General features: G+C 64.5%; 27 protein-coding genes. 11 read left to right on the top strand and 16 right to left on the bottom strand.

Translation table 11 applies throughout. The features are described from left to right. Positions 1-74 precede the first annotated feature (74 nt). The gene (locus tag HMPREF1224_RS33300; RefSeq protein ID WP_003120906.1) at positions 75-974 is read left to right on the top strand and encodes a GlxA family transcriptional regulator; all 900 of its coding nucleotides are present in this window, start codon (positions 75-77) and stop codon (positions 972-974) included. A gap of 158 nt (positions 975-1,132) precedes the next feature. Continuing rightward, positions 1,133-2,095: a hypothetical protein gene (locus HMPREF1224_RS33295; protein WP_003110032.1), complete on the top strand. Its 963-nt coding sequence runs from the start codon at positions 1,133-1,135 to the stop codon at positions 2,093-2,095. Between the two features lie 64 nt (positions 2,096-2,159). On the opposite strand, the gene zapE is transcribed toward HMPREF1224_RS33295, so the two are convergent. From zapE to HMPREF1224_RS33280, 3 genes are all read right to left on the bottom strand, one after another. Further along, complete coding sequence (gene zapE / locus HMPREF1224_RS33290; RefSeq protein WP_003094297.1) at positions 2,160-3,254, bottom strand: cell division protein ZapE; 1,095 nt, start codon at positions 3,252-3,254, stop codon at positions 2,160-2,162. Positions 3,255-3,348: 94 nt separating this feature from the next. Continuing rightward, complete coding sequence (locus HMPREF1224_RS33285) at positions 3,349-4,695, bottom strand: tryptophan--tRNA ligase (protein WP_003112748.1); 1,347 nt, start codon at positions 4,693-4,695, stop codon at positions 3,349-3,351. 67 nt (positions 4,696-4,762) lie between these two features. Next, positions 4,763-5,392: an alpha/beta hydrolase gene (locus tag HMPREF1224_RS33280; RefSeq protein WP_003094302.1), complete on the bottom strand. Its 630-nt coding sequence runs from the start codon at positions 5,390-5,392 to the stop codon at positions 4,763-4,765. A 144-nt stretch (positions 5,393-5,536) separates the two neighbouring features. On the opposite strand from HMPREF1224_RS33280, the gene HMPREF1224_RS33275 reads away from it, so the two are divergent. Then, positions 5,537-5,983, top strand: coding sequence for a Z-ring associated ZapG family protein (locus HMPREF1224_RS33275; RefSeq protein ID WP_003094304.1), 447 nt, complete (start codon positions 5,537-5,539; stop codon positions 5,981-5,983). A gap of 73 nt (positions 5,984-6,056) precedes the next feature. On the opposite strand, the gene cysN is transcribed toward HMPREF1224_RS33275, so the two are convergent. Further along, positions 6,057-7,958, bottom strand: a complete 1,902-nt coding sequence (gene cysN, locus HMPREF1224_RS33270) for a sulfate adenylyltransferase subunit CysN (protein ID WP_003110029.1) — start codon at positions 7,956-7,958, stop codon at positions 6,057-6,059. An 11-nt stretch (positions 7,959-7,969) separates the two neighbouring features. Next, on the bottom strand, positions 7,970-8,887 hold the full coding sequence (gene cysD, locus HMPREF1224_RS33265; RefSeq protein ID WP_003094311.1) for a sulfate adenylyltransferase subunit CysD: 918 nt from the start codon (positions 8,885-8,887) through the stop codon (positions 7,970-7,972). Positions 8,888-9,230: 343 nt separating this feature from the next. Between cysD and mltB the strand changes: the two genes are divergently transcribed. Next, positions 9,231-10,334: a lytic murein transglycosylase B gene (mltB, locus tag HMPREF1224_RS33260; protein ID WP_003098827.1), complete on the top strand. Its 1,104-nt coding sequence runs from the start codon at positions 9,231-9,233 to the stop codon at positions 10,332-10,334. Here the strand turns inward: mltB and HMPREF1224_RS33255 are convergent. Next, a complete protein-coding gene (locus HMPREF1224_RS33255) occupies positions 10,321-11,079 on the bottom strand; it encodes a Nif3-like dinuclear metal center hexameric protein (protein ID WP_003094318.1) in 759 nt (252 codons plus the stop codon). The genes mltB and HMPREF1224_RS33255 overlap by 14 nt on opposite strands. Positions 11,080-11,195: 116 nt before the next feature. Between HMPREF1224_RS33255 and algW the strand changes: the two genes are divergently transcribed. Next, a complete protein-coding gene (algW, locus tag HMPREF1224_RS33250) occupies positions 11,196-12,365 on the top strand; it encodes a Do family serine endopeptidase AlgW (RefSeq protein ID WP_003098831.1) in 1,170 nt (389 codons plus the stop codon). Positions 12,366-12,407: 42 nt separating this feature from the next. On the opposite strand, the gene hisC is transcribed toward algW, so the two are convergent. The 10 genes from hisC to HMPREF1224_RS33200 all read right to left on the bottom strand — a co-directional run bounded on the left by hisC (position 12,408) and on the right by HMPREF1224_RS33200 (position 20,253). Then, positions 12,408-13,463 (bottom strand): histidinol-phosphate transaminase, encoded by a 1,056-nt coding sequence (hisC, locus tag HMPREF1224_RS33245; RefSeq protein WP_003098833.1) that lies wholly within the window; start codon positions 13,461-13,463, stop codon positions 12,408-12,410. Between the two features lie 2 nt (positions 13,464-13,465). Beyond that, positions 13,466-14,788, bottom strand: coding sequence for a histidinol dehydrogenase (hisD, locus tag HMPREF1224_RS33240; RefSeq protein ID WP_010793804.1), 1,323 nt, complete (start codon positions 14,786-14,788; stop codon positions 13,466-13,468). A 125-nt stretch (positions 14,789-14,913) separates the two neighbouring features. Then, positions 14,914-15,549, bottom strand: coding sequence for an ATP phosphoribosyltransferase (gene hisG, locus HMPREF1224_RS33235; RefSeq protein WP_003098837.1), 636 nt, complete (start codon positions 15,547-15,549; stop codon positions 14,914-14,916). 17 nt (positions 15,550-15,566) lie between these two features. Continuing rightward, positions 15,567-16,832, bottom strand: a complete 1,266-nt coding sequence (murA, locus tag HMPREF1224_RS33230; RefSeq protein ID WP_003094332.1) for a UDP-N-acetylglucosamine 1-carboxyvinyltransferase — start codon at positions 16,830-16,832, stop codon at positions 15,567-15,569. A gap of 20 nt (positions 16,833-16,852) precedes the next feature. Further along, positions 16,853-17,092, bottom strand: coding sequence for a BolA family protein (locus tag HMPREF1224_RS33225; protein ID WP_003094334.1), 240 nt, complete (start codon positions 17,090-17,092; stop codon positions 16,853-16,855). A gap of 116 nt (positions 17,093-17,208) precedes the next feature. Continuing rightward, the gene (locus HMPREF1224_RS33220; RefSeq protein ID WP_003094335.1) at positions 17,209-17,517 is read right to left on the bottom strand and encodes an STAS domain-containing protein; all 309 of its coding nucleotides are present in this window, start codon (positions 17,515-17,517) and stop codon (positions 17,209-17,211) included. Then, entirely contained in the window at positions 17,514-18,161 is a 648-nt protein-coding gene (locus HMPREF1224_RS33215; protein WP_003094337.1) for an MlaC/ttg2D family ABC transporter substrate-binding protein, read from the bottom strand. The genes HMPREF1224_RS33220 and HMPREF1224_RS33215 overlap by 4 nt, the downstream gene beginning before the upstream one ends. An 11-nt stretch (positions 18,162-18,172) precedes the next feature. After that, the gene (mlaD, locus tag HMPREF1224_RS33210) at positions 18,173-18,646 is read right to left on the bottom strand and encodes an outer membrane lipid asymmetry maintenance protein MlaD (RefSeq protein WP_003094339.1); all 474 of its coding nucleotides are present in this window, start codon (positions 18,644-18,646) and stop codon (positions 18,173-18,175) included. Beyond that, complete coding sequence (mlaE, locus tag HMPREF1224_RS33205) at positions 18,647-19,444, bottom strand: lipid asymmetry maintenance ABC transporter permease subunit MlaE (protein WP_003094341.1); 798 nt, start codon at positions 19,442-19,444, stop codon at positions 18,647-18,649. Continuing rightward, positions 19,444-20,253 (bottom strand): ATP-binding cassette domain-containing protein, encoded by an 810-nt coding sequence (locus HMPREF1224_RS33200; RefSeq protein ID WP_003094343.1) that lies wholly within the window; start codon positions 20,251-20,253, stop codon positions 19,444-19,446. Before HMPREF1224_RS33200 ends, mlaE begins: the two co-directional genes overlap by 1 nt. A gap of 413 nt (positions 20,254-20,666) precedes the next feature. Between HMPREF1224_RS33200 and kdsD the strand changes: the two genes are divergently transcribed. The 6 genes from kdsD to HMPREF1224_RS33170 all read left to right on the top strand — a co-directional run bounded on the left by kdsD (position 20,667) and on the right by HMPREF1224_RS33170 (position 25,725). Then, entirely contained in the window at positions 20,667-21,647 is a 981-nt protein-coding gene (gene kdsD / locus HMPREF1224_RS33195; protein WP_003094347.1) for an arabinose-5-phosphate isomerase KdsD, read from the top strand. Beyond that, on the top strand, positions 21,647-22,186 hold the full coding sequence (locus HMPREF1224_RS33190) for a KdsC family phosphatase (protein ID WP_003112742.1): 540 nt from the start codon (positions 21,647-21,649) through the stop codon (positions 22,184-22,186). The genes kdsD and HMPREF1224_RS33190 overlap by 1 nt, the downstream gene beginning before the upstream one ends. 8 nt (positions 22,187-22,194) lie before the next feature. Further along, positions 22,195-22,767: an LPS export ABC transporter periplasmic protein LptC gene (gene lptC, locus HMPREF1224_RS33185; protein ID WP_003094353.1), complete on the top strand. Its 573-nt coding sequence runs from the start codon at positions 22,195-22,197 to the stop codon at positions 22,765-22,767. Beyond that, complete coding sequence (gene lptA / locus HMPREF1224_RS33180; RefSeq protein WP_003120916.1) at positions 22,754-23,281, top strand: lipopolysaccharide transport periplasmic protein LptA; 528 nt, start codon at positions 22,754-22,756, stop codon at positions 23,279-23,281. Before lptC ends, lptA begins: the two co-directional genes overlap by 14 nt. Beyond that, positions 23,281-24,006, top strand: coding sequence for an LPS export ABC transporter ATP-binding protein (lptB, locus tag HMPREF1224_RS33175; protein ID WP_003094355.1), 726 nt, complete (start codon positions 23,281-23,283; stop codon positions 24,004-24,006). Before lptA ends, lptB begins: the two co-directional genes overlap by 1 nt. A gap of 225 nt (positions 24,007-24,231) precedes the next feature. Beyond that, a complete protein-coding gene (locus tag HMPREF1224_RS33170; protein ID WP_003094357.1) occupies positions 24,232-25,725 on the top strand; it encodes an RNA polymerase factor sigma-54 in 1,494 nt (497 codons plus the stop codon). Positions 25,726-25,802 lie beyond the last annotated feature (77 nt).

The raw sequence follows: 25,802 nt of genomic DNA, 5'->3' as shown, positions 1-25,802 counted from the left end.
TGAAACATGTCGGCATCGTCGCCATCGACGGCGTCTTCGCCTCGACCCTGATGCAGGCCAAGGACTTCTTCCACATGGCCAGCCTGCGCCACGGCAAGCAGCAGGGCCTCGGTCTCCAGCCGGCCTTCCGCACCCGCATCCTCAGCCCCGACGGCCAGCCGGTACGCAGCTTCAGCGGCGACAGCATCGCCGTCGACGGTCCCCTCGCCGCCTGCGATATCGTGGTCCTGCCCGCCTTCTGGGGCGATTTCGACGCGCTCGAACGGCGCTATCCGCAAATCGTTCCCTGGTTGCGCCGCAGCCATGCCGAGGGAACCGCCCTCTGCGGCGAGGCGACCGGGGTCTTCTGGCTGGCCCAGGCAGGTCTGCTGGATGGCAAGGAAGCGACCACCTACTGGCGCTTCTATCGAGAATTCGCCGAACGCTTCCCGAACGTGCTGCTCAACCAGGAGAAGCACCTGACCGATGCCGACGACCTGTTCTGCGCCAGCGGCGTCACCTCCGCCTGCGACCTCTACATCTATCTGATCGAGCGTTTCTGCGGCGGATCGGTGGCCCAGGCGGTGGCCCGGGATACCCTCTACGAAGTACAGCGCAGCTACACCCCAGGGCGCATCGGCTTCGGCGGACAGAAGCTGCACCATGACCCGACGATCCTGCAGATCCAGCAATGGCTGGAAGACCACTTCGCCGACAAGTTCCGTTTCGAGGACGTCGCCCGCGACCACGGCATGAGCATCCGCAACTTCATGCGGCGCTTCCAGGCCGCTACCGGCGACAAGCCGCTGCACTATCTGCAGCGACTGCGGATCGAGACCGCCAAGGGCATGCTCTCGAGCACGCGCAAGAGCATCAAGACGATCAGCTACGAGGTCGGCTACGACGACGCCAGCTTCTTCGCCCGCCTGTTCCGCCAGCACACCGAACTCTCTCCCCACCATTACCGTCGCCAGTTCATGCAGAAGGAAAGCTGAGCCGGACTTCGCCGGGCCTGCCCGAACGGCATCGGCGCCGGCGCGTTTCCTACAGAACCTAGGATAGGTAGCCAGGTCGGCCTTCGCGGGTTCTCATGAATCCGCAGGCCCGCCGCAGACGCGGGCGTTCCGAACAACGACAAGAACGGACCTTTGCCATGCGCCTTTATCTGCTCGCCTTCCTGGCCCTCTTCGGTATGAATGCTATGGCCGCCGACAACTGGAAAGCCTTCCCCTACGACCAGAGCGCCTATGACTATCCAGGCGACAAGTTGAAGGAAGCCTGGCCGCGCCTGACCCGCGGCTTCGGCGACTATCCCTATCCGGACGCCGACTGGGTGGTGAACATGGCGACCGCCCATCCGGATGCCCTGGAAAAGACCGTGAAGGCCGGCACCGGCTTCACCGGCAAGCCGGAAGAGGCCGCGCAATATGCGGCACGACTGCAGGATGTCTGGCGCCTGCTGTTCCGCGGCGACTACGCCAAGGCCAAGGAGCAGGGACTGGCCCTGGGAGTCGGCGGCCAGGTACCGGCGATGTTCGCCCAGGTGCTCTACGCCATGTTCCTGGCTCCCGACCAGGCGGAGAAACAGCGCCTGCTCGAAGAAGTCATCGACTACACCGAACAGGCCGGCCCGCTGGTCAAGGCCGATATCGTCGCCCAGTTCGGCAGCGTCTACGCCAAGGCGCGCCTGGCCGAGGAGCTATCGGTACCGGTAGTGCTCAAGCGCGGCTATACCAGCGAAATACCCAAGGAACTGGACGCTCTCCTGGCCAGGCAACCCAACCAGCCGTTCGCCCTGGCGCTCTACGGCGGCTACGAGGCGGGAGTGATCCGCAAGGTCGGCAAGCTGGTCGGCAAGATGACCTACGGGGTCAGCGCCGACAAGATGGAGCAGTACTTCGCCCGCTCCTTCCGCCAGGCCAACGACCTGCCGATCGGCCACTACGAGTACGCCAACGCGCTGACCTACGTATACGGCGACGACGAGCGGGAGAAGGCCATCGCCCAACTGAAGCAGGCTGTGGCGATCAAGCCGATCAACGCCATGGAAGCCCTCGAAGTGGCCCATGCGAAGAAGCTCCTCGCCGGCTTCGAGCAGAACACCGCGCAGCGCTGAAACGCCGCGCGCCCATGAAAAAAGGGGTGGCCATCGGCAACCCCTTTCTCGTTTCCGCCCCGGATCAGGGCCGGTGCGGACGCGTCAGGTATTCGTGGGACTGCATTTCCAGCAGACGACTGAGGGTGCGCTGGAATTCGAACTCCAGCCGGCCGCCGCTGTAGAGATCCTTTAGCTCGACCTCGGCGGAGATGATCAGCTTGACGCTGCGGTCGTAGAACTCATCCACCAGGTTGATGAAACGCCGCGCCATGTCGTCCTTGGTGACGCCCATCTGCTCGACGTTGGAGATCAGCACGGCGTGGAAAATCTTCGCCAGTTCGATGTAGTCGTTCTGGCTGCGCGGGCCGTCGCACAGCTCACGGAATTCGAACCAGGCCACGTCGTCGCAGGTCAGGCGCGCGCGGATCTCGCGGTTCTCGATCATCAGCGCCTCGTCGCGCTGGGCCTTGGCACAGTCCGGGGTCAGGGCCTTGAAGCTGCGCGCCATCTCCTCCTCGACCTGTTCGCTGAGCGGCCAGTGGAACAGCTCGGCCTGCTCCAGCGCGCGCAGGCGATAGTCGACGCCGCTATCGACGTTGACGATCTCGGTATGTTCCTTGAGCAGGGCGATCGCCGGCAGGAAACGGGCGCGTTGCAGGCCGTCCTTGTACAGGCCGTCCGGCACGATGTTGGAGGTCGCCACCAGGCTCACGCCGTTCTTGAACAGCTCTTCCAGCAGGGTGGCGAGGATCATCGCGTCGGTGATGTCGGAGACGAAGAACTCGTCGAAGCAGATCACCCGCGCCTCGTCGGCGAAGCGCTTGCCGATGATGGTCAGCGGGTTCTTCTCGCCCTTGAGGGTCTTCAGTTCTTCGTGCACCCGCTTCATGAAGCGGTGGAAGTGCGTGCGCACCTTCTGCTCGAACGGCAGCGACTCGAAGAAAGTGTCCACCAGGTAGGTCTTGCCACGGCCGACGCCGCCCCAGAAATACAGGCCCTTCACCGGCCCGCCGGACTTCCTGCCGAGCAGCTTGCCGAACAGGCCGGGCTTGGCGTGGTCGGCGGCGACCAGGTCATCGTAGAGGCGTTGCAGATGCTTCACGGCATTCGCCTGTGCGGCATCGTGGAAGAAATCGGGGCGTTGGAGATCGGCCTGGTAGCGCTCGAGGGGCGTCATGATCGGTAGCAATGCAACGAAAACGGGGCCGTCACTTTAGCGACGACCCCGTCTCTTGGCAATCGGCCATCCGTCGAGGATGTACCGGGGCTGCCTACTCCTGCGGTGCCAGCGCTTCGCGGGTGCGCTCGATGGCGGCGTCACGGGCGGCGGCGTCGGCGAAGGCCGGGCTCTGCGCCACCGCCTCGCCATCCAGCCACAGGCCAAAGGCATTGCCCTCGGCCCGCAGGTCGGCAGTCTCGCCAGCCAGCAGGCGCTTGCTCACCGCACCGGCGGCCTTGCCGTCGGCGAAGGCGCGGGACAGCAGTAGCTGTTCGCCGGCGGCGTCCAGCAGGCGGAAGCGGAAGCTGCCGTCGTCGTCGCGGAAGCTGACCAGGCGCGCAGCCTTGGCGGCCTTCTTCTTGCCGCTCTCGGCACTTTTCAGCGGCTCGCGCAGGGAGCGCAGGCCGACTGCCTCGCGCAACTCGGCGATGAATGGGGTGGCGATGCGGCGCGCCTTGGCGGCACCGGCGAGGAGAATGTCCTCGATATCGTCCGGCTTGGCGATCAGCGCCTGGTAACGCTCGCGAGCCTCGCCCAGTTCGTTGTCGAGCAACTGGAACAGGCGCTGCTTGGCTTCGCCCCAGGCCAGGCCTTCGAGCAGCTCCTGGCGGAACGCGGCGACCTGTTCGGCGCTGGCGAAGGCCGAGTAAAGAAGGAACAGGTGCGAACTGTCCGGGTCTTTCGGCTCGCCCGGCGCGCGCGAGTCGGTGACGATGCGTGCGATGGCGTCCTTGAGCTGCCTGGACGGGCTGAACAGCGGGATGGTGTTGTCGTAGCTCTTGGACATCTTGCGCCCGTCCAGGCCCGGCAGGGTGGCGACGTTTTCCTCGATCACCGCTTCGGGCAGGACGAAGAACTCGCGGCCGTTGCCGAACAGGTGGTTGAAACGCTGGCCGATGTCGCGGGCCATCTCCACGTGCTGCACCTGGTCGCGGCCGACCGGGATCTTGTGCGCGTTGAACATCAGGATGTCCGCGGCCATCAGCACCGGATAGCTGTAGAGGCCCATGGTCACGCCGGCGTCCGGGTCTTCGCCGGCCTCGACATTGCGGTCCACCGCGGCCTTGTAGGCATGCGCGCGGTTGAGCAGGCCCTTGGCACTGACGCAGGTGAGCAACCAGGTCAGCTCGGGAATCTCGGGGATGTCCGACTGCCGGTAGAAGGTCGCACGCTCGACGTCCAGGCCGCCGGCCAGCCAGGTCGCGGCGATTTCCAGGCGCGAGCGCTGGATACGAGCGGGATCGTCGCACTTGATCAAGGCGTGGTAGTCCGCCAGGAAGTAGAACGAATCCACGTCGCTCCGACGGCTGGCGAGGATCGCCGGGCGGATGGCGCCGGCGTAGTTGCCCAGGTGCGGAGTGCCGGTAGGAGTGATGCCGGTCAGGATACGAGTAGTCATGCGATACCAGATGTCAGGCAAAGAAAAGAATGGCGCGCCGGATGGTAGCAGGGCCGGCGCGACGACGTCAGTCCTGCAGGCGTGGCAGCAACAGGTCCTTCAGATCGATCAGCTTGCCATGGAAGAAATGTCCGCTTTCTGCCACCCGCAACAGCTCGTGCGGTCGTGCCAGGGACTCGCTCCAGGCATATACCGCGGCCGGCGTGACCACGTCGTCGTCCTCCGGCTGCACCACGGTCAGCGGGCAGCGCGCAGGCAGGCTGACCGCGAAGCGCTCCACCGGCGGCGCGATCATGAACAGCCGCGCCAGCCCGACGCCCTCCGCCTCCAGGCGACCCGCCAGATTGCCGGCAACGCAGGAGCCGAAGGAAAAGCCCATCAGTGTCAGCGGCAGCCCCGGATGGCGTGCCAGCAACCAGCGCGCGGCGGCCTCGGCGTCGTCGATTTCGCCGATCCCCTCGCCATAGCTGCCGGCGCTCTGGCCAACGCCACGGAAGTTGAAACGCAGGGTCGCCAGGCCGGCATCGCGGGCGCTGCGTTGCAGAGTGGCGACCACCTTGTTCTGCATGGTGCCGGCGAACAGCGGGTGCGGATGGCAGACCAGGGCGATGCCGCGGGCATCGGGCAGATCGAGGTGCAGGGCTTCCAGCGGCCCGCAGGGGCCATCGATGGATACAGGGATTTCGCGGGTAGACAAACAGGAACTCCGTGACCCCGGCTCGGGTCGACTCGTCTAGCAGATTACTCCAAGCGACACAGGCACTTACTCGCGTGCCGTGGTATACAGCTCGGACTCAAGCCGTTAACGTAAAGCAAAGCCGTCTATAGAGGAAGGATTCGCGTGGAACAGTCGCTCACCGCCTGGCTGCTGCCGGCCCTCGCCCTGGTCGCCGGGGTCGCCATCGGTTTTCTGATCGCCCGCCTGCTGCCCAACGCCGCGCCGAACAAGGTGCAACGCCAGATGGACGACCTGCAGGACCGCTTCGACAGCTATCAGCGCGAAGTCGTGACCCATTTCAACACCACCGCCAGCCTCGTGAAGAAGCTGACCCAGAGCTACCAGGACGTGCAGGAGCACCTCTCCGACGGCGCCCAGCGCCTGGCCCTGGACGAACAGACCCGCCAGCGCCTGCTGGCTGCGCTGCATGCCGACGAGGCCTATCCGGCCGAGCGCCGCGAGCGCCTGACTCCGCCGGCCTCCGGCGAAGTGCCGAAGGACTATGCGCCGAAAAGCCCGGACAGCCCCGGCACCCTCGACGCCACCTACGGCCTGAAAGGCAAGTACTGACGCGCTGCGCGAACCTGCCGACGCCCATGAAAAAGCCCCGCATCCGCGGGGCTTTTTCATGGCTGCGAGACGATCAGATCGCCTGGCGCTCGCGCAACAGGTCGAGCACCTGCTTCACGCCGTCCTCGACGCTCAGCGCCTGGGTATCGATCACCAGGTCGGCATCCAGCGGCACGTCGTAGGGGAAGGACTCGCCGGGGATATTGTCCTCGCCCGCCGCATACAGCCCCTGGGGATCGCGTTCGCGGCAGACCTGCGGCGACGCCTGCACATAGACGGTGATCAGGCGCTCGGCGCCGATCAGCGCCCTGGCCTGCTCGCGCCCTTCCGCGCTCGGCGCGACGAAGGCGCAGAGGCTGATCAACCCGGCCTCGTTGAACTGCTTGGCGACATGGGCGGTGCGCAGCCAGTTCTCGGTGCGTCCGGCGCGGTCCTGCGGCAACCCCTTGTTCAGGTCGTGGCGCAGGTTCTGCCCGTCCAGCACGTAGACCGCGCGGCCCATATCGAACAGCTTGCGCTCCACGGCGTAGGCCAGGGTGCTCTTGCCGGCGCCGGAGAGGCCGCTGAACAGTACGGTCGCCGGCTGCTGGCCGAAGCGGCCGGCACGCTCCTCGCGCGTCACATGGGCATTCGAACCGTGATGCGCGCTGCTGCCATGGGCCGCCGGCGGAGCGGAGACGATCATGCCGGCGCCAACGGTGCCGTTGGTCAGGCGATCGATGACGATGAAGGCGCCGGTGGTGCGGTTCTGCTCATAGCCATCGAGCGCGATGGGCGCGTCCAGGCTGACCTTGACCCTGGCGATCTCGTTCAGCTTCAGCTCGCTGCCCGGGGTCCGCTCCAGGGTATTCACGTCCACCTTGTGGACGATGCTCGGAATCGAACCCGGCACATAGCTGGTAGCGCGCTTGATATCGTACTTCTTGCCCGGAAGCATCGGCTCCTCGGCCATCCACACCAGCATGGCATCGAAGCCGTCGGTGACCAGCGGGCGATTGTCGGCATGCACCAGCATGTCGCCGCGGGAAACGTCGATCTCGTCTTCCAGGGTCAGGGTGACGGCCTGGCCGGGACCGGCCTGCTCCAGTTCGCCCTCGAAGGTGACGATGGATTTCACCTTGCTGCCCTTGCCCGACGGCAATGCCACCACTTCGTCGCCCTTGCGCACCACGCCGCTGGCCAGGGTGCCGGCGAAACCGCGGAAGTTCAGGTTCGGCCGGTTCACGTACTGCACCGGGAAGCGCATGTCATCGAGGTTGCGGTCGGCGGCGATCTCGACGGTTTCGAGGATTTCCATCAGCGACTGGCCGGCGTACCAGGGCGAACGCTCGGACTTGTTGACCACGTTGTCGCCCTTGAGCGCCGACATCGGCACGAAGTGCAGCGAACTGGTCTTCAGACCGATCTTCTCGGCAAAGGCCAGGTAGTCGGCCTTGATCTGTTCGAAGACACCCTGGTCGAAGTCCTTCAGGTCCATCTTGTTGATGGCGACCACGATATGCCGGATACCCAGCAGGGACGCGATGAAACTGTGCCGGCGGGTTTGGGTCTGCACACCGTAGCGGGCATCGATCAGGATGATCGCCAGGTCGCAGGTCGAGGCACCGGTAGCCATGTTGCGGGTGTACTGCTCATGGCCGGGCGTGTCGGCGATGATGAACTTGCGCTTGGCGGTGCTGAAGTAGCGGTACGCCACGTCGATGGTGATGCCCTGCTCGCGCTCGGCCTGCAGGCCATCGACCAGCAGCGCCAGGTCGACGTCGTCGCCCGTGGTGCCGACTTTCTTCGAGTCGCGGGTGATGGCCTCCAGGTGATCCTCGTAGATCATCTTGGAGTCGTGCAGCAGGCGCCCGATCAGGGTGCTCTTGCCGTCATCGACGTTGCCGCAGGTAAGGAAGCGCAGCAGTTCCTTGCGTTCGTGCTGCCCCAGGTAGGCGAGGATGTCCTCGCTGATCAGATCGGATTGATGAGACATGCTGCGTATCCTCAGAAATAGCCCTGACGTTTCTTTTCTTCCATCGAACCGGCCTGGTCATGGTCGATGACCCGACCCTGGCGTTCGGAAGTACGCGTCAGGAGCATTTCCTGGATGATTTCCGGCAGCGTGGTGGCGCTGGACTCGACCGCGCCGGTGAGCGGGTAGCAGCCGAGGGTACGGAAGCGCACCATGCGCTTCTCGATGCGGGCTTTCTCTTCGTCAGAGAGATGCTCGAGGATGCGCTCGTCGTCGATCATGATCAGCGTGCCGTTCTTCTCGATGACCTCGCGCTCGGCGGCGAAGTACAGCGGGACGATCGGGATGCCTTCCAGGTAGATGTATTGCCAGATGTCCAGCTCGGTCCAGTTGGACAGCGGGAAGACGCGGATCGACTCGCCCTTCTTCACCTTGCCGTTGTAGATGTTCCACAACTCGGGACGCTGGTTCTTCGGGTCCCAGCGGTGCTTGCTGTCGCGGAACGAATAGACCCGTTCCTTGGCCCGCGACTTCTCCTCGTCGCGGCGCGCGCCGCCGAAGGCAGCGTCGAAACCGTACTTGTCCAGGGCCTGCTTGAGTCCCTCGGTCTTCATCACGTCGGTGTGCTTGGCGCTGCCGTGGGTGAACGGGTTGATGCCCTGGGCGACGCCGTCCGGGTTGACGTGGGTGATCAGGTCCAGGCCCATTTCCTCGACCATCCGATCGCGGAACCTGTACATCTCCTGGAATTTCCAGCGGGTGTCCACGTGCATCACCGGGAAGGGCAGCTTGCCGGGGAAGAAGGCCTTGCGGGCCAGGTGCAGCATGACCGCGGAATCCTTGCCGATCGAGTACAGCATCACCGGGTTATCGAACTCGGCGGCCACCTCGCGGATGATGTGGATGCTTTCCGCCTCCAGCTGTTTCAGGTGCGTCAGTTTGTCGACCATGGCTACTCACGGAATTGCTTATGGACGGCCGTCGGGCCGTAGACGAACGCGCACTCTATCACAGCGCAAGGCTCTAAAAGATTCGCCATTTATACCGAAAAAATATACCCATATAGCCATCAGCGCTCAGCCTCGCAGCCGGCGAAAACACTGGCGTCGAGAGGTTTTCCAGGGGCGTTTCGCAGACCGGGCGGACAAAGCTGAGACGGCATCGTCCCGGACCGGACAAAGCCGTCGCCGCGACAGCGAGCAGACGGTCCGCCCCCTTTCGGCGGCTCGACTTGTACGCCGGCGGCACTGCGCTAGCATAGCGGGCATCGTCATTCCGCCAAGAAGCCCCCAGATGCGCCGTACCGCCCTCGCCCTGCCCCTGTTCCTTCTGGTCTCAGCATGCAGCAGCGAACCGACGCCACCACCGAAACCCGCCGCCAAACCCCAGGCCCGCACCGTCATTTCCCCCCGCCCCGTACGCCAGTCGGTGCAACCGATACTGCCGCTGCGCGGCGATTACGCGAACAATCCGGCGGCACAGCGCTTCATCGACAGGATGGTCAGCCAGCACGGCTTCAACCGCCAGCAACTGCACGACCTGTTCGCCCAGACCCAGCGCCTGGACTGGGTGATCCGCCTGATGGACCGGCAAGCTCCGACCTATACCCCACCCAGCGGACCGAACGGCGCCTGGCTGCGCTACCGGAAGAAGTTCGTCACGCCAGGCAACGTACAGAACGGCGTGCTGTTCTGGGACCAATACGAAACCGACCTGCAACGGGCATCGCGCGTCTACGGCGTGCCGCCGGAGATCATCGTCGGCATCATCGGCGTGGAAACCCGCTGGGGGCGTGTGATGGGCAAGACGCGGATCATCGATGCGCTGTCCACCCTGTCCTTCTCCTACCCTCGCCGCGCGGAATTCTTCAGCGGCGAACTGGAGCAATTCCTCCTCCAGGCGCGCAAGGAAGGCACCGACCCGCTGGCCCTGCGCGGTTCCTATGCCGGCGCCATGGGCTACGGCCAGTTCATGCCGTCTTCATTCACCAAGTACGCGGTGGACTTCGATGGCGATGGGCATATCGACCTGTGGAATCCGCGTGACGCCATCGGCAGCGTCGCCAACTATTTCAAGCAGCACGGCTGGGTCAGCGGCGATCGCGTGGCGGTTCCCGCCAGTGGCCGGGCTCCCTCGCTGGAAGATGGCTTCAAGACGCTGTACCCGCTGGACGTGCTCGCTTCCGCCGGATTACGCCCGCGGGGTCCGCTCGGCGGCCACCGGCAAGCCAGCCTGCTGCGCCTGGACATGGGCAGGAACTACCAGTACTGGTACGGCCTGCCGAACTTCTACGTGATCACCCGCTATAACCACAGCACCCACTACGCGATGGCCGTCTGGGAACTGGGCAAGGAAGTCGACCGGGTGCGTCACCGCTCCGTCGTCAGGCAGGATTAGGACAGTCGATGAACAAGTGCTCGATGGCGAAGCGCTTGCCCAGGTAGTCGCCCAGCGCCTGTACCCCGTAGCGCTCGGTGGCATGGTGTCCGGCGGCGATGAAGCTGATGCCGTTCTCCCGCGCGCTGTGCACGGTCTGCTCGGAAACCTCGCCGGTCAGGTAGGCATCGACGCCAGCGGCGATCGCCTGGTCGATATAGCCCTGGGCGCCGCCGGTGCACCAGGCGATGCGCCGGATCGGCTGACCGGCATCGACCAGCAGCGGCTCACGCCCCAGCGCATCGCGCACATGCCGAGCGAAATCGGCAGGCTGCATCGGCTCGGCAAGCGAACCGAGGAGGACGATGGAACGCGGGTTGCCCGGCTCCAACGGCCCTTCCACTTCGAAGCCGAGCTGCCGGGCGAGCTGCACGTTGTTGCCCACCTCCGGATGCAGATCCAGCGGCAGGTGGTAAGCGAGCAGACTGATATCGTTGTTCAGCAGGGTCTTCAGGCGCCGTTGCTTCATGCCGACCACGCAGGGGTTCTCACCCTTCCAGAAGTAACCGTGATGCACCAGCACCACGTCGGCGTCGGCCTCCACGGCGGCATCCAGCAGCGCCTGGCTGGCAGTGACCCCGCTGACGATCCGCCGCACCTGCGGCCGGCCTTCGACCTGCAGGCCGTTCGGGCAGTAGTCCTGGATGCGCGCGGCATCCAGATAACGGTCGGCCTCTTCGACCAGGGTGCTCAGGGCGATAGCCATGCAAATTCCTCTTCATTCAGGCAGGGCGCGCCGCTCCTCTAATGGACGGCTTCCCCCTATAATGGGCGCCACCTTATCGGCCGCTTTTCGGCCTCGCAACCCCAAGGATTTTCCCGATGCCCAAGGCCCTGCGTTTCCTCGGCTGGCCCGTGCTGGTCGGCGTGCTGCTGGCCCTGCTGATCATCCAGCACAACCCCGAGCTGGTCGGCCTGCCACGCCAGGAGGTGCACGTCGAGCAGGCGCCTCTGCTCAGCCGCCTGCAGGAAGGCCCGGTGTCCTATGCCAACGCGGTGAGTCGAGCGGCTCCGGCAGTGGCCAACCTGTACACCACCAAGATGGTCAGCAAGCCCTCCCACCCCCTGTTCGACGACCCGATGTTCCGCCGCTTCTTCGGCGACAACCTGCCGCAACAGAAGCGCATGGAGTCGAGCCTCGGCTCGGCGGTGATCATGAGCGCGGAAGGCTACCTGCTGACCAACAACCACGTGACCGCTGGCGCCGACCAGATCATCGTGGCCTTGCGCGACGGCCGCGAAACCATCGCCCAGTTGGTCGGCAGCGACCCGGAAACCGACCTGGCCGTGCTGAAGATCGACCTTAAGAACCTGCCGGCGATGACCCTCGGCCGCTCCGACGGCATTCGCACCGGCGACGTCTGCCTCGCCATCGGCAACCCGTTCGGCGTCGGCCAGACCGTGACCATGGGCATCATCAGCGCCACCGGACGCAACCAGCTCGGCCTGAACACCTACGAAGACTTCATCCAGACCGACGCGGCGATCAACCCCGGCAACTCCGGCGGCGCGCTGGTGGACGCTGCCGGCAACCTGATCGGCATCAACACGGCGATCTTCTCCAAGTCCGGCGGCTCCCAGGGTATCGGCTTCGCCATCCCGACCAAGCTGGCCCTGGAGGTCATGCAGTCGATCATCGAGCACGGCCAGGTGATCCGCGGCTGGCTCGGCGTCGAGGTCAAGGCGCTGACCCCGGAACTGGCGGAGTCGCTGGGCCTCGGCGAAACCGCCGGGATCGTCGTCGCCGGCGTCTATCGCGACGGTCCGGCGGCACGCGGCGGCCTGCTGCCGGGCGATGTGATCCTGACCATCGACAAGCAGGAAGCCAGCGACGGCCGCCGCTCGATGAACCAGGTGGCGCGCACCCGTCCGGGACAGAAGATCAGCATCGTGGTGCTGCGCAACGGACAGAAGGTCAACCTGACCGCCGAGGTCGGCCTGCGTCCGCCGCCGGCACCGGCTCCACAGCAGAAACAGGACGGCGGCGAGTAATCCCCGCCATTGAAAACGGCGCCCTCGGGCGCCGTTTTCGTATCACTTGAGGAAGTGCAGGGCGTCCAGTAGCGCCTGGTTCTGCTCCGGACTGCCGATGGTGATACGCAGGAACTGGTCGATCCGCGCCTGCTTGAAATGGCGGACGATCACTCCCTGCTCGCGCAGGGTCGAGGCAATCTGCCCGGCATCGTGCCGCGGATGACGGGCGAAGACGAAGTTGGCGGCCGACGGTAGTACCTCGAAGCCCAGCGCCTGCAAAGAGGCGCTCAACGCCTCGCGGCTATCGATCACTGCCTGGCAGGTCCGACGGAAATAGGCGTCGTCCTCGAAAGCCGCCGCCGCGCCGGCGATCGCCAGGCGATCCAGCGGGTAGGAATTGAAGCTGTTCTTGATCCGCTCCAGCGCCTCGACCAGATCGGCATGGCCGACCGCCAGGCCGACCCGCAGGCCGGCCAGGGAGCGCGACTTGGACAGCGTCTGGGTGACCAGCAGGTTCGGGTAGCGATCGACCAGGGCGATGGCGCTCTCGCCGCCGAAGTCGACATAGGCCTCGTCGACTACCACCACCGAATCCGGCGACGCCTTCAGCATCGCTTCGATGGCGTCCAGCGGCAGCAGGCAGCCGGTCGGCGCGTTCGGATTGGGGAAGATGATTCCGCCGTTGGGCCGCGCGTAGTCTTCGACGCGGATGCGGAACCTTTCATCCAGCGCGATCTTCTCGTGCGCGATCCCGTACAGGCCGCAATAGACCGGATAGAAGCTGTAGGTCACGTCCGGGAACAGCAGCGGCAGGTCGTGTTGGAAGAGGCCATGGAAAATGTGCGCGAGCACCTCGTCGGAGCCGTTGCCGACGAACACCTGGTTGGCCTGTACGCCGTAGTGCGCGGCGACCGCCTGCTTCAACCGCTCGCCGTTGGGATCGGGATACAGGCGCAGGTCGTCGTTGAGTTCCGCCTGCATCGCGGCGAGCGCCTGTGGCGACGGACCGTAGGGATTCTCGTTGGTGTTCAGCTTGACCAGCCGCGACAGCTTCGGCTGCTCGCCCGGCACATAAGGCACCAGGTCCTTGACGAAGGGACTCCAGAATTTGCTCATGCTCAGGCCTCCTTCTCGTCGAGGATGCGGTATTCGGCACTACGCGCGTGGGCGGTCAACGACTCGCCGCGAGCCAGCACCGAGGCGGTACGACTGAGGACCGAAGCGCCCTCGGCCGAGCAGTTGATGATCGACGAACGCTTCTGGAAGTCATATACCCCCAGCGGCGAAGAGAAACGCGCGGTACCGGAGGTCGGCAGCACGTGGTTCGGGCCGGCGCAATAGTCGCCCAGGGCCTCGGCAGTGTAGCGGCCCATGAAGATCGCGCCGGCATGGCGGATCTCCGGCAGCCAGCTTTCCGGATCGGCCACCGACAGCTCCAGGTGTTCCGGGGCGATGCGGTTGGCGACCGCACAGGCCTGGGCCTGGTCGGCGACCTGGATCAGCGCGCCGCGCCCCTCCAGGGAGGTGCGGATGATCTCGGCGCGCTCCATGGTCGGCAGCAGGCGAGCGATGCTGTCCGCGACGCGGTCCAGGAACGCCGCATCCGGACTGACCAGGATCGACTGGGCGTCTTCGTCGTGTTCGGCCTGGGAGAACAGGTCCATGGCGATCCAGTCGGGATCGGTCTGGCCATCGCAGACCACGAGGATTTCCGAGGGACCGGCGATCATGTCGATGCCGACCTGGCCGAACACGTGACGCTTGGCGGTGGCCACGTAGATGTTGCCGGGGCCGACGATCTTGTCCACCCGCGGCACGCTTTCGGTGCCGTAGGCCAACGCGGCCACGGCCTGTGCCCCGCCGATGGTGAAGACACGGTCGACGCCGGCGATGCAGGCGGCGGCGAGGACGATCTCGTTGATCTCGCCGCGCGGGGTCGGTACGACCATGACCACTTCGGACACCCCGGCGACCTTGGCCGGGATCGCATTCATCAGCACCGAGGACGGGTAGGACGCCTTGCCGCCCGGCACATAGAGCCCGGCGCGGTCCAGCGGGGTGACCTGCTGGCCGAGCACCGTGCCGTCGGCCTCGGTGTAGCGCCAGGAACCCTGCTTCTGCTTCTCGTGGTAGCTGCGCACGCGCTCGGCGGCGACTTCCAGGGCTTCGCGCTGGGCTACGGTGATACGTGTGAGAGCCAGCTCCAGGCGCTCGCGCGGCAGGATCAGGTCGGCCATCGAGGCGGCCTGGAGACCGTCGAAGCGCTGGGTGAACTCGACCACGGCGGCGTCGCCACGGCTGCGTACGGCGGCGATGATGTCGAGGACGCGCTGGTTGACCGAATCGTCGGAGACACTTTCCCAGCTCAGCAGATGATCCAGATGACGCCCGAAGTCCGGATCAGCGGCATTGAGTCGACGGATAGCGAAGGGAGCGGTCATAGCGAGCCTCTTTTATGGATGGCGTTGTCTCGGGCGCCGCTAGACTACCAAGCCCACCGTGCGGGCACCCGAGAAAATTTGGCTATGACACGGATAGGCAGGTGCGGCGCGGAGCCGCACGGGTATCAGTGACGGTGTCGCGCCTCGACGGCGTCGCGCAGGGTATCGATCAGCGACTGGATGCGACCGTGCTGCATCTTCATCGAGGCCTTGTTGACCACCAGGCGCGAGCTGATCGTGGCGATCAGTTCCTGGGGCTCCAGGCCGTTGGCGCGCAGGGTATTGCCGGTATCCACGACGTCGATGATCTTGTCGGCGAGACCGACCAGCGGCGCCAGCTCCATCGAGCCGTACAGCTTGATCACGTCGACCTGGCGGCCCTGCTCGGCGTAGTAGCGCTTGGCGACATTGACGAACTTGGTGGCCACCCGCAGGCGTCCCTTGGGTTCAGGCGCGCCAATGGCGCCGGCGGTCATCAGCTTGCAGTTGGCGATACGCAGGTCCAGCGGTTCGTAGAGTCCCTGGCCGCCGTACTCCATCAGCACGTCCTTGCCGGCCACGCCGAGATCGGCGGCGCCATGCTCGACATAGGTCGGCACGTCGGTGGCGCGCACGATGAGCAGGCGCACATCGGACAGGGACGTCGGGATGATCAGCTTGCGGCTCTTGTCCGGGTTCTCCGACGGCACGATGCCCGCCGCTGCGAGCAGCGGCAGGGTATCGTCGAGAATCCGGCCCTTGGACAAGGCGATGGTCAGCATTTGCGCGACAGCCTCCGCTAGCCCGGTACGCGGCGGATCTTGGCGCCGAGCAGCTGGAGTTTCTCTTCGATGCACTCGTAGCCACGGTCGATGTGGTAGATGCGATCGATCAGGGTGTCGCCTTCGGCCACCAGGCCGGCGATCACCAGGCTCGCGGATGCGCGCAGGTCGGTCGCCATGACCGGAGCGCCCTTGAGCTTGGGTACGCCGGTGACGATGGCGGTGTTGCCTTCGACGAGGATTTGCGCGCCCATGCGGTTCATTTCGTAAACATGCATGAAGCGGTTCTCGAAGACCGTCTCGATGACCGCGCCGGTGCCTTCGGCAACCGCGTTCATGGAGATGAACTGGGCCTGCATGTCGGTGGGGAACGCCGGGTACGGCGCGGTACGCACGTTGACCGCCTTCGGCCGGTTGCCCTTCATGTCCAGCTCGATCCAGTTGCTGCCGGTGCTGATGTGGGCACCGGCCTCTTCCAGCTTCTGCAGGACCGCCTCGAGGATGGTCGGGTCGGTATCCTTCAGCTTCACCCGGCCGCCGGTCGCGGCCGCGGCCACCAGGTAGGTGCCGGTCTCGATACGGTCGGGCAGTACGTCGTAGCGAGCACCGCCGAGGCGCTTCACGCCTTCGATGACGATGGTATCGGAGCCAGCGCCCTGGACGTTGGCGCCCATGGCGTTCAGGCAGTTGGCCAGGTCGACCACCTCCGGCTCGCGAGCGGCGTTCTGCAGCACGGTACGGCCGTTGGCCAGCGCGGCGGCCATCATCAGGTTCTCGGTGCCGGTCACGCTGACGGTATCGAAGAAGAAGTGACCGCCACGCAGGCCGCCGGCCGGCGCCTTGGCCTTGATGTAGCCGCCTTCGACCTCGATCTGCGCGCCCATGGCCTCGAGACCGCGGATATGCAGGTCGACCGGACGCGAACCGATCGCGCAACCGCCCGGCAGGGCCACTTCGGCCTCGCCGAAGCGCGCCAGCATCGGGCCCAGCACCAGGATCGAGGCACGCATGGTCTTCACCAGTTCGTACGGCGCGACCAGGGTTTTGATGCTGCTGGCATCGACTTCGACGTTGAGCTTCTCGTCGATGATCGGCTGCACGCCCATGCGGCCGAACAGTTCGATCATGGTGGTAATGTCGTGCAGGTGCGGCAGGTTGCAGACGGTGACCGGAGTATCGGCCAGCAGGGTCGCGGCCAGGATCGGCAGCGCCGAGTTCTTCGCGCCGGAAATGCGGATTTCGCCATCGAGGCGGTTACCGCCGGTAATAATCAGTTTATCCATTGCAATGATCCCCCGTGGGCTCAGGAACGCTCGGCCCAGGCGGCGCGGCTGAAGAATTTCATGGTGACGGCATGGATGCTGCCATCGGCGATCCAGGCGTTCAAATGGGCGTAGACCTGCTGCTGACGCTTGACCGGGCTCTGGCCGGCCAGTTCGTCGCTGATCAGATTCAGTTGGAAATTGCACCCTTCGCCCTCGACTTCCACCTGGGTGCCGGGGAGTTTTTCCTGGAGAAGGCTCTTAACGTCTTCGGCCTGCATGCTCAACCTCAATCGGGCGCCCTACGCGCACGGTCGGCCATCATACAAAAAAGCCCTCCGCCTGCGAACCCCAGGAAGGGACGCGCAGACGGAGGGCCGCTCGTTCCGCCGGCCGGTCATTCCTGCAAAGGCAGGATCTCCAGAAGGCTGCTGACCTTGGCAATCTCCCGCATGTCGTCCGGCAACGCCCTGACGCTCAGGACCTTGCCGGCCTTGCGTGCGTCGCGCATGAAGGCCAGCAACAGGGAAATGCCCACGCTGCTGGAGCGCTCCACCGCCGAGCAGTCGACGACCAGTTCCGCCGCCTGGCTGGCGCGGATCAGCCGACCGCCCTGCTCGCGCAACGCCGGCCCGCTGCTGTAGTCGAGCACGCCGGCGAGCTGCAGTTCGCCGGCCGCGCCTTCGCGCAGGCTGGCCTGGCTCATTTCGCCCCGGCCTCTTCCGCTTTCGCGGTTTCCTTGGCCTTGGCGACCACCTCGCCCCAGCCGGCGATGGTCTTCTCGAGGTCGTTGCGGTTCTTCTGCATGGTGTCGGCGAACTGGTCGCGGAACAGCTTGCCGATGTTGATGCCGTTGATGATCACGTTGCGGACCTTCCAGCCACCGGCCAGGTTGGTCATGGTGTAGGAGACCGGATAGACCGTGCCCTTGCTGTCACGGATCTCCATGTTGACGCTGGCGCGATCGTCGCTCGGCTTGGCCGAACTAGGCAGCACGCGGATGTCCTGGTTGTCGTATTCGAGCAGCGCGTTGCCGTAGAACTGCATCAGGCTGTTCTTGAACACTTCCTCGAAGCGCTTGATTTGCTCGGGTGAGGCCTGGCGCGAGTACTTGACGGTCATCACGCTCTTGGCGATGCCTTCGGCATCGACCACCGGCCCAAGGATACGATCGAGAGTGGCGTAGAGCTTTTGCGGATCGGCCTTGTAGGCGGCCTTGTTGGCCTTGATGTCGGAAAGCAGTTCGTCGACCGTGCCCTGCACCACCTGTTGCGGGGTCGGCGCCGCCATGGAAAGCAGCGGGAAAGCCGCCAGGAACACCAGCAGGCCGCGACGCAGAAGAGTCAGCATGGAAGAAAACCTCACTTTTTGGCTTCGTCTTTGTTAACCGAGTTCAGCAGGAACTTGCCGATCAGGTCTTCCAGCACCAGCGCCGACTGGGTGTCGTGGATGGTGCTGCCGTCCTTCAGAACGTCCTCGTCGCCGCCGACGCTGATGCCGATGTATTTCTCGCCCAGCAGGCCGGCGGTCAGGATCGACGCCGTGGAATCGACCGGCAGGTTGTTCACGTTCTGGTTGATCTCCATGGTCACGCGACCAGTGTAGCTGTCGCGATCCAGGTCGACCGCCGTCACCTTGCCGATCGTCACGCCGGCCAGGGTGACCTTGCCGCGCACGGTAACACCGGCGATGTTGTCGAAGTAGGCGTAGACCTTGTAGGTATCGCCGGCGTTGCCCACGCTCAGGCCGCTGACCCGCAGGGCCAGCAGCAACAGGGCCAGCAGGCCGGCCAGGAGGAACAGGCCGACACCGATTTCCAGGGTGCGGGTTTGCATTCAGAAATCTCCAAACATCAAAGCAGTCAGAATGAAGTCGAGCCCCAGCACCGCCAGGGAGGCATAGACCACGGTCCGGGTCGTCGCCCGGCTGATTCCTTCCGAGGTCGGCTCGCAGTCGTAGCCTTGGTAGACCGCGATCCAGGTCACCACGAAGGCGAATACGATACTTTTGATCACGCCGTTGAGCACATCCTCGGTGAACTGCACGCTGTTCTGCATGTTCGCCCAGAACGACCCCTCGTATACGCCCAGCCAGTCGACCGCGACCATCGCCCCGCCCCAGATGCCGACCACGCTGAAGATCGCGGCGAGCAGCGGCATGGAGATGAAACCGGCCCACAGGCGCGGCGCGACGATGTACTTGAGCGGGTCGACACCGATCATTTCCAGGCTGGAAAGCTGTTCGGTGGCCTTCATGTTGCCGATTTCCGCGGTAAGCGCAGAGCCGGCACGGCCGGCGAACAGCAGGCCGGTCACCACCGGCCCCAGTTCGCGCAGCAGGGTCAGGGCCACCATCTGCCCGACCGCCTGCTCGGAACCATAGGAAATCAGGATGTTGTAGCCCTGCAGGGCCAGCACCATGCCAATGAACAGGCCCGAGACGACGATGATCGCCAGCGACAGCACGCCTACCGAGTAGAGTTGCTTCACCAGCAGGTGCAAACCGGTGCCTGGCGTGCGCCGGCCGAGCAGGGCGTGGCCGAGGAACAGGGTCGAGCGGCCGAGCGCGGCGACCACGTCCAGGCCGGCGCGGCCGAACAGGCGGATACGTTCGAGGGGAGAGACTCTACGCATCAGCGCTCTCCCAGCAGGTCGGCCCGGTAGTCGCGGGCCGGATAATGGAACGGAACGGGACCATCCGGGATTCCCTTGACGAACTGGCGGATACGAGGATCGTCGGTTTCCTTGAGGACGTCCGGCGTCCCGTGGCCAAGTACCCGGCCGTCGCCGACGATATAGATGTAGTCGGCGATGCTGGCGGTCTCGGCCAGGTCATGGGAAACCACGATGCTGGTGATGCCGAGGGCATCGTTGAGCAGGCGGATCAGGCGCACCAGGACGCCCATGGCGATCGGATCCTGCCCCACGAACGGCTCGTCGTAGAGCAGGATCTGCGGGTCCAGGGCGATCGCCCGGGCCAGGGCGACGCGGCGCTTCATGCCGCCGGAAAGCTCGTCCGGCATCAGTTCCACGGCGCCGCGCAGGCCGACGGCCTGAAGCTTCATCAGGACGATGTCGCGGATCATCTCTTCCGGCAGTTGGGTATGCACACGCAGCGGAAACGCGACGTTCTCGAAGACGTCGAGATCGGTGAACAGCGCCCCGCTCTGGAACAGCACGCCGAACTGCTTGCGCATGTCGAACAGGTCGCCGCGCGAAAGCTGCGGCAGGTTCTGCCCGTTGACCCAGACCTCCCCCTTCGAAGGACGCAACTGGGAGGCGATCAGCCGCAGCAACGTGGTCTTGCCGCAACCGGACGGGCCCATGATGCCGGTCACCTTTCCGCGCGGGATACGCACATCGATGTTGTCGAAAATCGCCCGCGATCCGCGCTTGAAGGTCAGGCCCTTCAACTCGACCGCGTAGGCACTATCGGTGCTCATCAGGACTCCTTGCGATGCGACCCGTCCATGCTGGACGCCTTGCCCCGTTGCAAAGGCACGCATCCCGGAGGGGTCGAATGGGCGCGGACTATAGCACTGCGGCGGGTTCTGGCCCAAGGCCTGGCACCGTGCCGTTCAGCTTGGATTCAGCTTGTTCGGAGCGTTCTCTCAGCCCTTTAGGACATATCGCACACTTCAGGTTCACTACGGACAGAAAAAAATCGCGTCGACGTCGAATATATCGACATTTATGCAGTCATAGCGCGGAGTGCAGATAACGGCGGCGTAACAGAGCATTGCAGTCCATACAACATTGCGCCGCGGGGGATGCGGACCGACTTCACAGCATGGCTGGTGTAAGCGGGGCACGCTTTCCCGTTATAATCCCGCCTTTAATCCAGGCGCCACATTCGTTGAACATGAGCCAGAACCTCGATTTCATCCATTCCGCCCAGCGCACCATCGGCCTCGAGCGCGACGCGGTAGACAGCCTGCTGGCGCGGATTGGCGACGATTTCGTCAAGGCCTGCGAACTGCTGCTGGCCGGCAAGGGCCGGGTCGTCGTCGTCGGCATGGGCAAGTCCGGTCACATCGGCAAGAAGATCGCCGCTACCCTGGCCAGCACCGGCACCCCCTCCTTCTTCGTGCATCCGGCCGAGGCCAGCCATGGCGACATGGGCATGATCACCAAGGACGACGTGGTCCTCGCCCTGTCCAACTCCGGCTCGACTGCCGAAATCGTCACCCTGTTGCCTCTGATCAAGCGCCTGGGCATCACCCTGATCAGCATGACCGGTAACCCCGAGTCGCCCCTGGCCAAGGCTGCGGAAGTGAACCTGGACGCCAGTGTTGGCCAGGAAGCCTGCCCACTGAACCTGGCCCCGACCTCCTCCACCACCGTAACCCTGGTCCTCGGCGACGCCCTGGCGATCGCCCTGCTCGAAGCCCGCGGCTTTACCGCGGAAGACTTCGCCTTCTCGCACCCGGGCGGTGCGCTGGGCCGCCGACTGCTGCTGAAGGTGGAAGACGTCATGCACGTTGGCGAAGGGCTGCCGCAGGTGCTGCTCGGCACCTCGCTGACCGGCGCGCTGATGGAAATGACCCGCAAGGGCCTGGGCATGACCGTAGTGCTCGACGAACATGGCAAGCTTGCCGGCATTTTCACCGATGGCGACCTGCGTCGCGCCCTGGATCGGGGCATCGACGTCCGCCAGGTCACCATCGACCAGGTGATGACCGTCCACGGCAAGACCGTCCGCGCCGAGATCCTCGCCGCGGAAGCCCTGAAGATCATGGAAGACAACAAGATCGGCGCACTGGTGGTGGTCGACGCGGACGACCGTCCGGTCGGCGCCCTGAACATGCACGACCTGTTGCGCGCAGGAGTGATGTAATGAGCGATACCCATTCGGCCGCGGAACTCCCGGTCCGGGCCAGCCGGATACGCCTGGCGATTTTCGACGTCGACGGCGTGCTGACCGACGGCAAGCTGTATTTCCTCGTCGACGGCAGCGAGTTCAAGACCTTCAACACCCTGGACGGACATGGCATCAAGATGCTCATCGCCTCCGGCGTGCGCACCGCCATCATCACCGGCCGCGACACTCCGGTGGTCGAACGGCGCGCGCGCAACCTGGGCATCCAGCATCTCTATCAGGGCCGGGAAGACAAGCTCGCCGTCCTCGACGAACTTCTCGGCGAACTCGGACTAGGCTATGAGCAAGTCGCCTACCTTGGCGACGACCTGCCCGATCTGCCGGTGATCCGCCGCGTCGGCCTGGGCATGGCGGTAGCCAGTGCCGACCCGTTCGTGCGCCAGCATGCCCATGGCGTCACCGCGGCCCGCGGCGGCGAAGGCGCCGCCCGCGAGTTCTGCGAACTGATCATGCGCGCCCAGGGTACGCTCGAAGCCGCCCAGAGCGCCTATCTGTAGAGCCAACCATGCCGAAGACACTACGCCAGAAACTGCTGCTCGCCCTGATCGCCCTGTTGCTGATCGTCGCGGGCTACTACTGGAACGTCGGGCTCGAGCTGTTCAACGAACAGCCGACCCGTCCCGGCCAGGACAATACCATCGACTACTATGCCGAGAATGCCCATAGCCTCCAGTACCAGGAGGACGGCAGCCTCGACTACGAGATGACCGCGGTGAAGCTGGAGCACCAGAAAGCCACGGACATCACTTTCGTCACCACCCCCGACCTGCTGCTCTTCCGTGGCAACGTGCAACCCTGGCACATCCAGAGCGCCCGCGCCGAAGTCGGACCGAAAGGCAAGGAGGTCGAACTCATCGACGACGTGCGCGTCGCACGTACCGATGCCAAGGGCCAACCAAGCATCCTGACCACCACTCGGCTGACCGTATTCCCCGACAAGAATTATGCACAGACCGAGCAAGCCGTTAAAATCGACGCGGCCAATGGAGTGACGACGGCTGTTGGAATGAAAGCGTATCTGAAAGACAGCCGGATGCACCTGCTGTCCAACGTAAGAGGTCAGCATGAGGTTCGTTAATACCCTCCCCCTTATTTTCGGTCTGACTGCCGCCCTCGGCAGCTCCATGGCCTTGGCCCTGCCTTCGGACCGCGAACAACCGATCCGCGTCCAGGCCGACAGCGCCGAACTGGACGACAAGCAGGGCGTCGCGGTCTACCGCGGCGACGTCGTGGTGACCCAGGGCAGCACCAAGCTGACCGGCAACACCGTGACCCTGAAGCAGGACAAGAACGGCGACATCGAGGTCGTGACCTCGGTCGGCAAACCTGCCTACTACGAGCAGAAACCCGCTCCGGACAAGGACGTGACCAAGGCCTATGGCCTGACCATCCAGTACTTCGTCACGCAGAACCGGGTCGTGCTGATCGACCAGGCCAAGGTGATCCAGGAAGGCAACACCTTCGAAGGCGAGAAGATCGTCTACGACACCCAGCGCCAGATCGTCAACGCGGGTCGTGCCACCGGCTCCCAGGTGACCAGCCCGCGCCCGCGCATCGACATGGTCATCCAGCCGAAGAAAAAGGCCCAGTAATGGCAACGCTCAAAGCCCAGCACCTGGCCAAAAGCTATAAAGGCCGGCAAGTCGTCCGCGACGTCAGCATGTCCATCGATAGCGGGCAGATCGTCGGCCTGCTCGGTCCGAACGGTGCCGGCAAGACCACCTGCTTCTACATGATCGTCGGCCTGGTCCAGGCCGACCAGGGCGTGGTCCGCATCGACGAGCAGAACGTCACCCACCTGCCGATGCACGGGCGCGCCCGGGCCGGCATCGGCTACCTGCCGCAGGAAGCCTCGATCTTCCGCAAGCTGTCGGTATCCGACAACATCATGGCGATCCTCGAGACCCGCAGCGACCTCGATCGCAACGGTCGCAAGGAAGCCCTGGAAGGCCTGCTGCAGGAATTCCACATCCACCACATCCGCGACAACCTCGGCATGAGCCTGTCCGGCGGCGAACGACGCCGGGTGGAAATCGCCCGCGCCCTGGCCAGCGCGCCGAAATTCATCCTCCTCGACGAGCCCTTCGCCGGCGTGGACCCGATCTCGGTCGGCGACATCAAGCAGATCATCCATCACCTCAAGGCGAAGGGTATCGGCATCCTCATCACCGACCACAACGTCCGCGAGACCCTGGACATCTGTGAAACGGCGTATATCGTCAATGATGGGCAGTTGATCGCGGAAGGGGATGCCGAGAGCATCCTCGCCAACGACCTGGTCAAGGAAGTCTACCTGGGGCACGAGTTCCGCCTCTGAAGAAATCTCCTAGCGCGCCCTCCGGCCTCGCCGGAGCGGTTCCGCTCGCCCGCGGTTTCGCAACCACGAGTGCCGCCTGGAGCGGATGATTTATTCAGAGCAACCCTAGGCAAAGTACGAAAATTCAGGCATATAATTTGCTTCCTGGCGGTGCCGCCACCTCGGCACCCGTAGTAGTGGATGGTGCCATCCGGTACCAGCGAATAAGGTACTAAGCCCTCAGCCATGAAACCATCGCTAGTCCTCAAGATGGGCCAGCAGCTGACGATGACGCCGCAGCTGCAACAGGCCATACGCCTCCTCCAGCTATCCACCCTGGACCTCCAGCAGGAAATCCAGGAAGCGCTGGAATCCAATCCCATGCTCGAACGCCAGGAAGACGGCGACGATTTCGACAACAGCGACCCTCTCGCCGATGGCGCCGAACAGGCGGCCAGCGCGCCCCAGGAGAGCCCCCTCCAGGAAAGCGCCACGCCCAGCGTCGAAAGCCTCGACGACGACCAGTGGAGCGAACGCATACCCAGCGAGTTGCCGGTGGATACCGCCTGGGAAGACATCTACCAGACCAGCGCCAGCAGCCTGCCCAGCAACGACGATGACGAGTGGGACTTCACCGCGCGCACCAGCAGCGGCGAGAGCCTGCACAGCCACCTGCTCTGGCAGGTCAACCTGGCACCGATGTCGGACACCGATCGGATGATCGCGGTGACCATCATCGATAGCATCAACAACGATGGCTACCTCGAAGAGTCCCTCGAAGAAATCCTCGCCGCCATCGATCCGGAACTGGACGTCGAGCTCGACGAAGTGGAAGTCGTGCTGCGCCGCATCCAGCAACTGGAACCCGCCGGGATCGGCGCCCGCAACCTGCGCGAGTGCCTGCTGCTGCAACTGCGCCAGTTGCCGTCCACCACGCCCTGGCTGAACGAAGCACTGCGCCTGGTATCCGACTACCTCGACCTGCTCGGCGGCCGCGACTACAGCCAATTGATGCGGCGCATGAAGCTCAAGGAAGACGAACTGCGCCAGGTCATCGAGCTGATCCAGTGCCTGCATCCCCGGCCCGGTTCGCAGATCGAATCGAGCGAAGCCGAATACATCGTCCCCGACGTCATCGTGCGCAAGGACAACGAGCGCTGGCTGGTCGAGCTGAACCAGGAGGCGATGCCACGCCTGCGCGTCAACGCCACCTACGCCGGCATGGTCCGCCGCGCCGACAGCAGCGCCGACAATACCTTCATGCGCAACCAGTTGCAGGAAGCCCGCTGGTTCATCAAGAGCCTGCAGAGCCGCAACGAAACGCTGATGAAGGTCGCCACCCAGATCGTCGAGCACCAGCGCGGTTTCCTCGACTACGGCGAAGAAGCCATGAAGCCGCTGGTCCTGCACGACATCGCCGAAGCGGTGGGCATGCACGAATCGACCATTTCGCGGGTCACCACGCAGAAATACATGCATACGCCGCGCGGCATTTTCGAGCTGAAATATTTCTTTTCAAGTCACGTCAGTACCGCCGAAGGCGGGGAATGCTCGTCCACCGCGATCCGCGCGATCATCAAGAAACTGGTGGCCGCGGAAAATGCGAAAAAGCCATTGAGCGACAGCAAGATCGCTGGTTTACTGGAGGCACAGGGCATTCAAGTGGCTCGCCGCACCGTCGCCAAATACCGCGAATCCCTGGGCATAGCCCCTTCGAGCGAGCGCAAGCGACTGGTGTGACGTTGATCCACGCCAAGGTGTTCCGGAGGCAGGTTGCTAACCTGCCACTTACACACGGGCAACAAGGAGAACGCGGT

Origin of the sequence: Pseudomonas sp. P179 (genome assembly GCF_000478485.2) — a bacterium.
In the GTDB taxonomy this organism is placed as follows: Bacteria; Pseudomonadota; Gammaproteobacteria; order Pseudomonadales; family Pseudomonadaceae; genus Pseudomonas; species Pseudomonas aeruginosa.
Note: the sequence above shows the minus strand (reverse complement) of the source record. Positions and strands in the feature narration are given on the sequence as shown.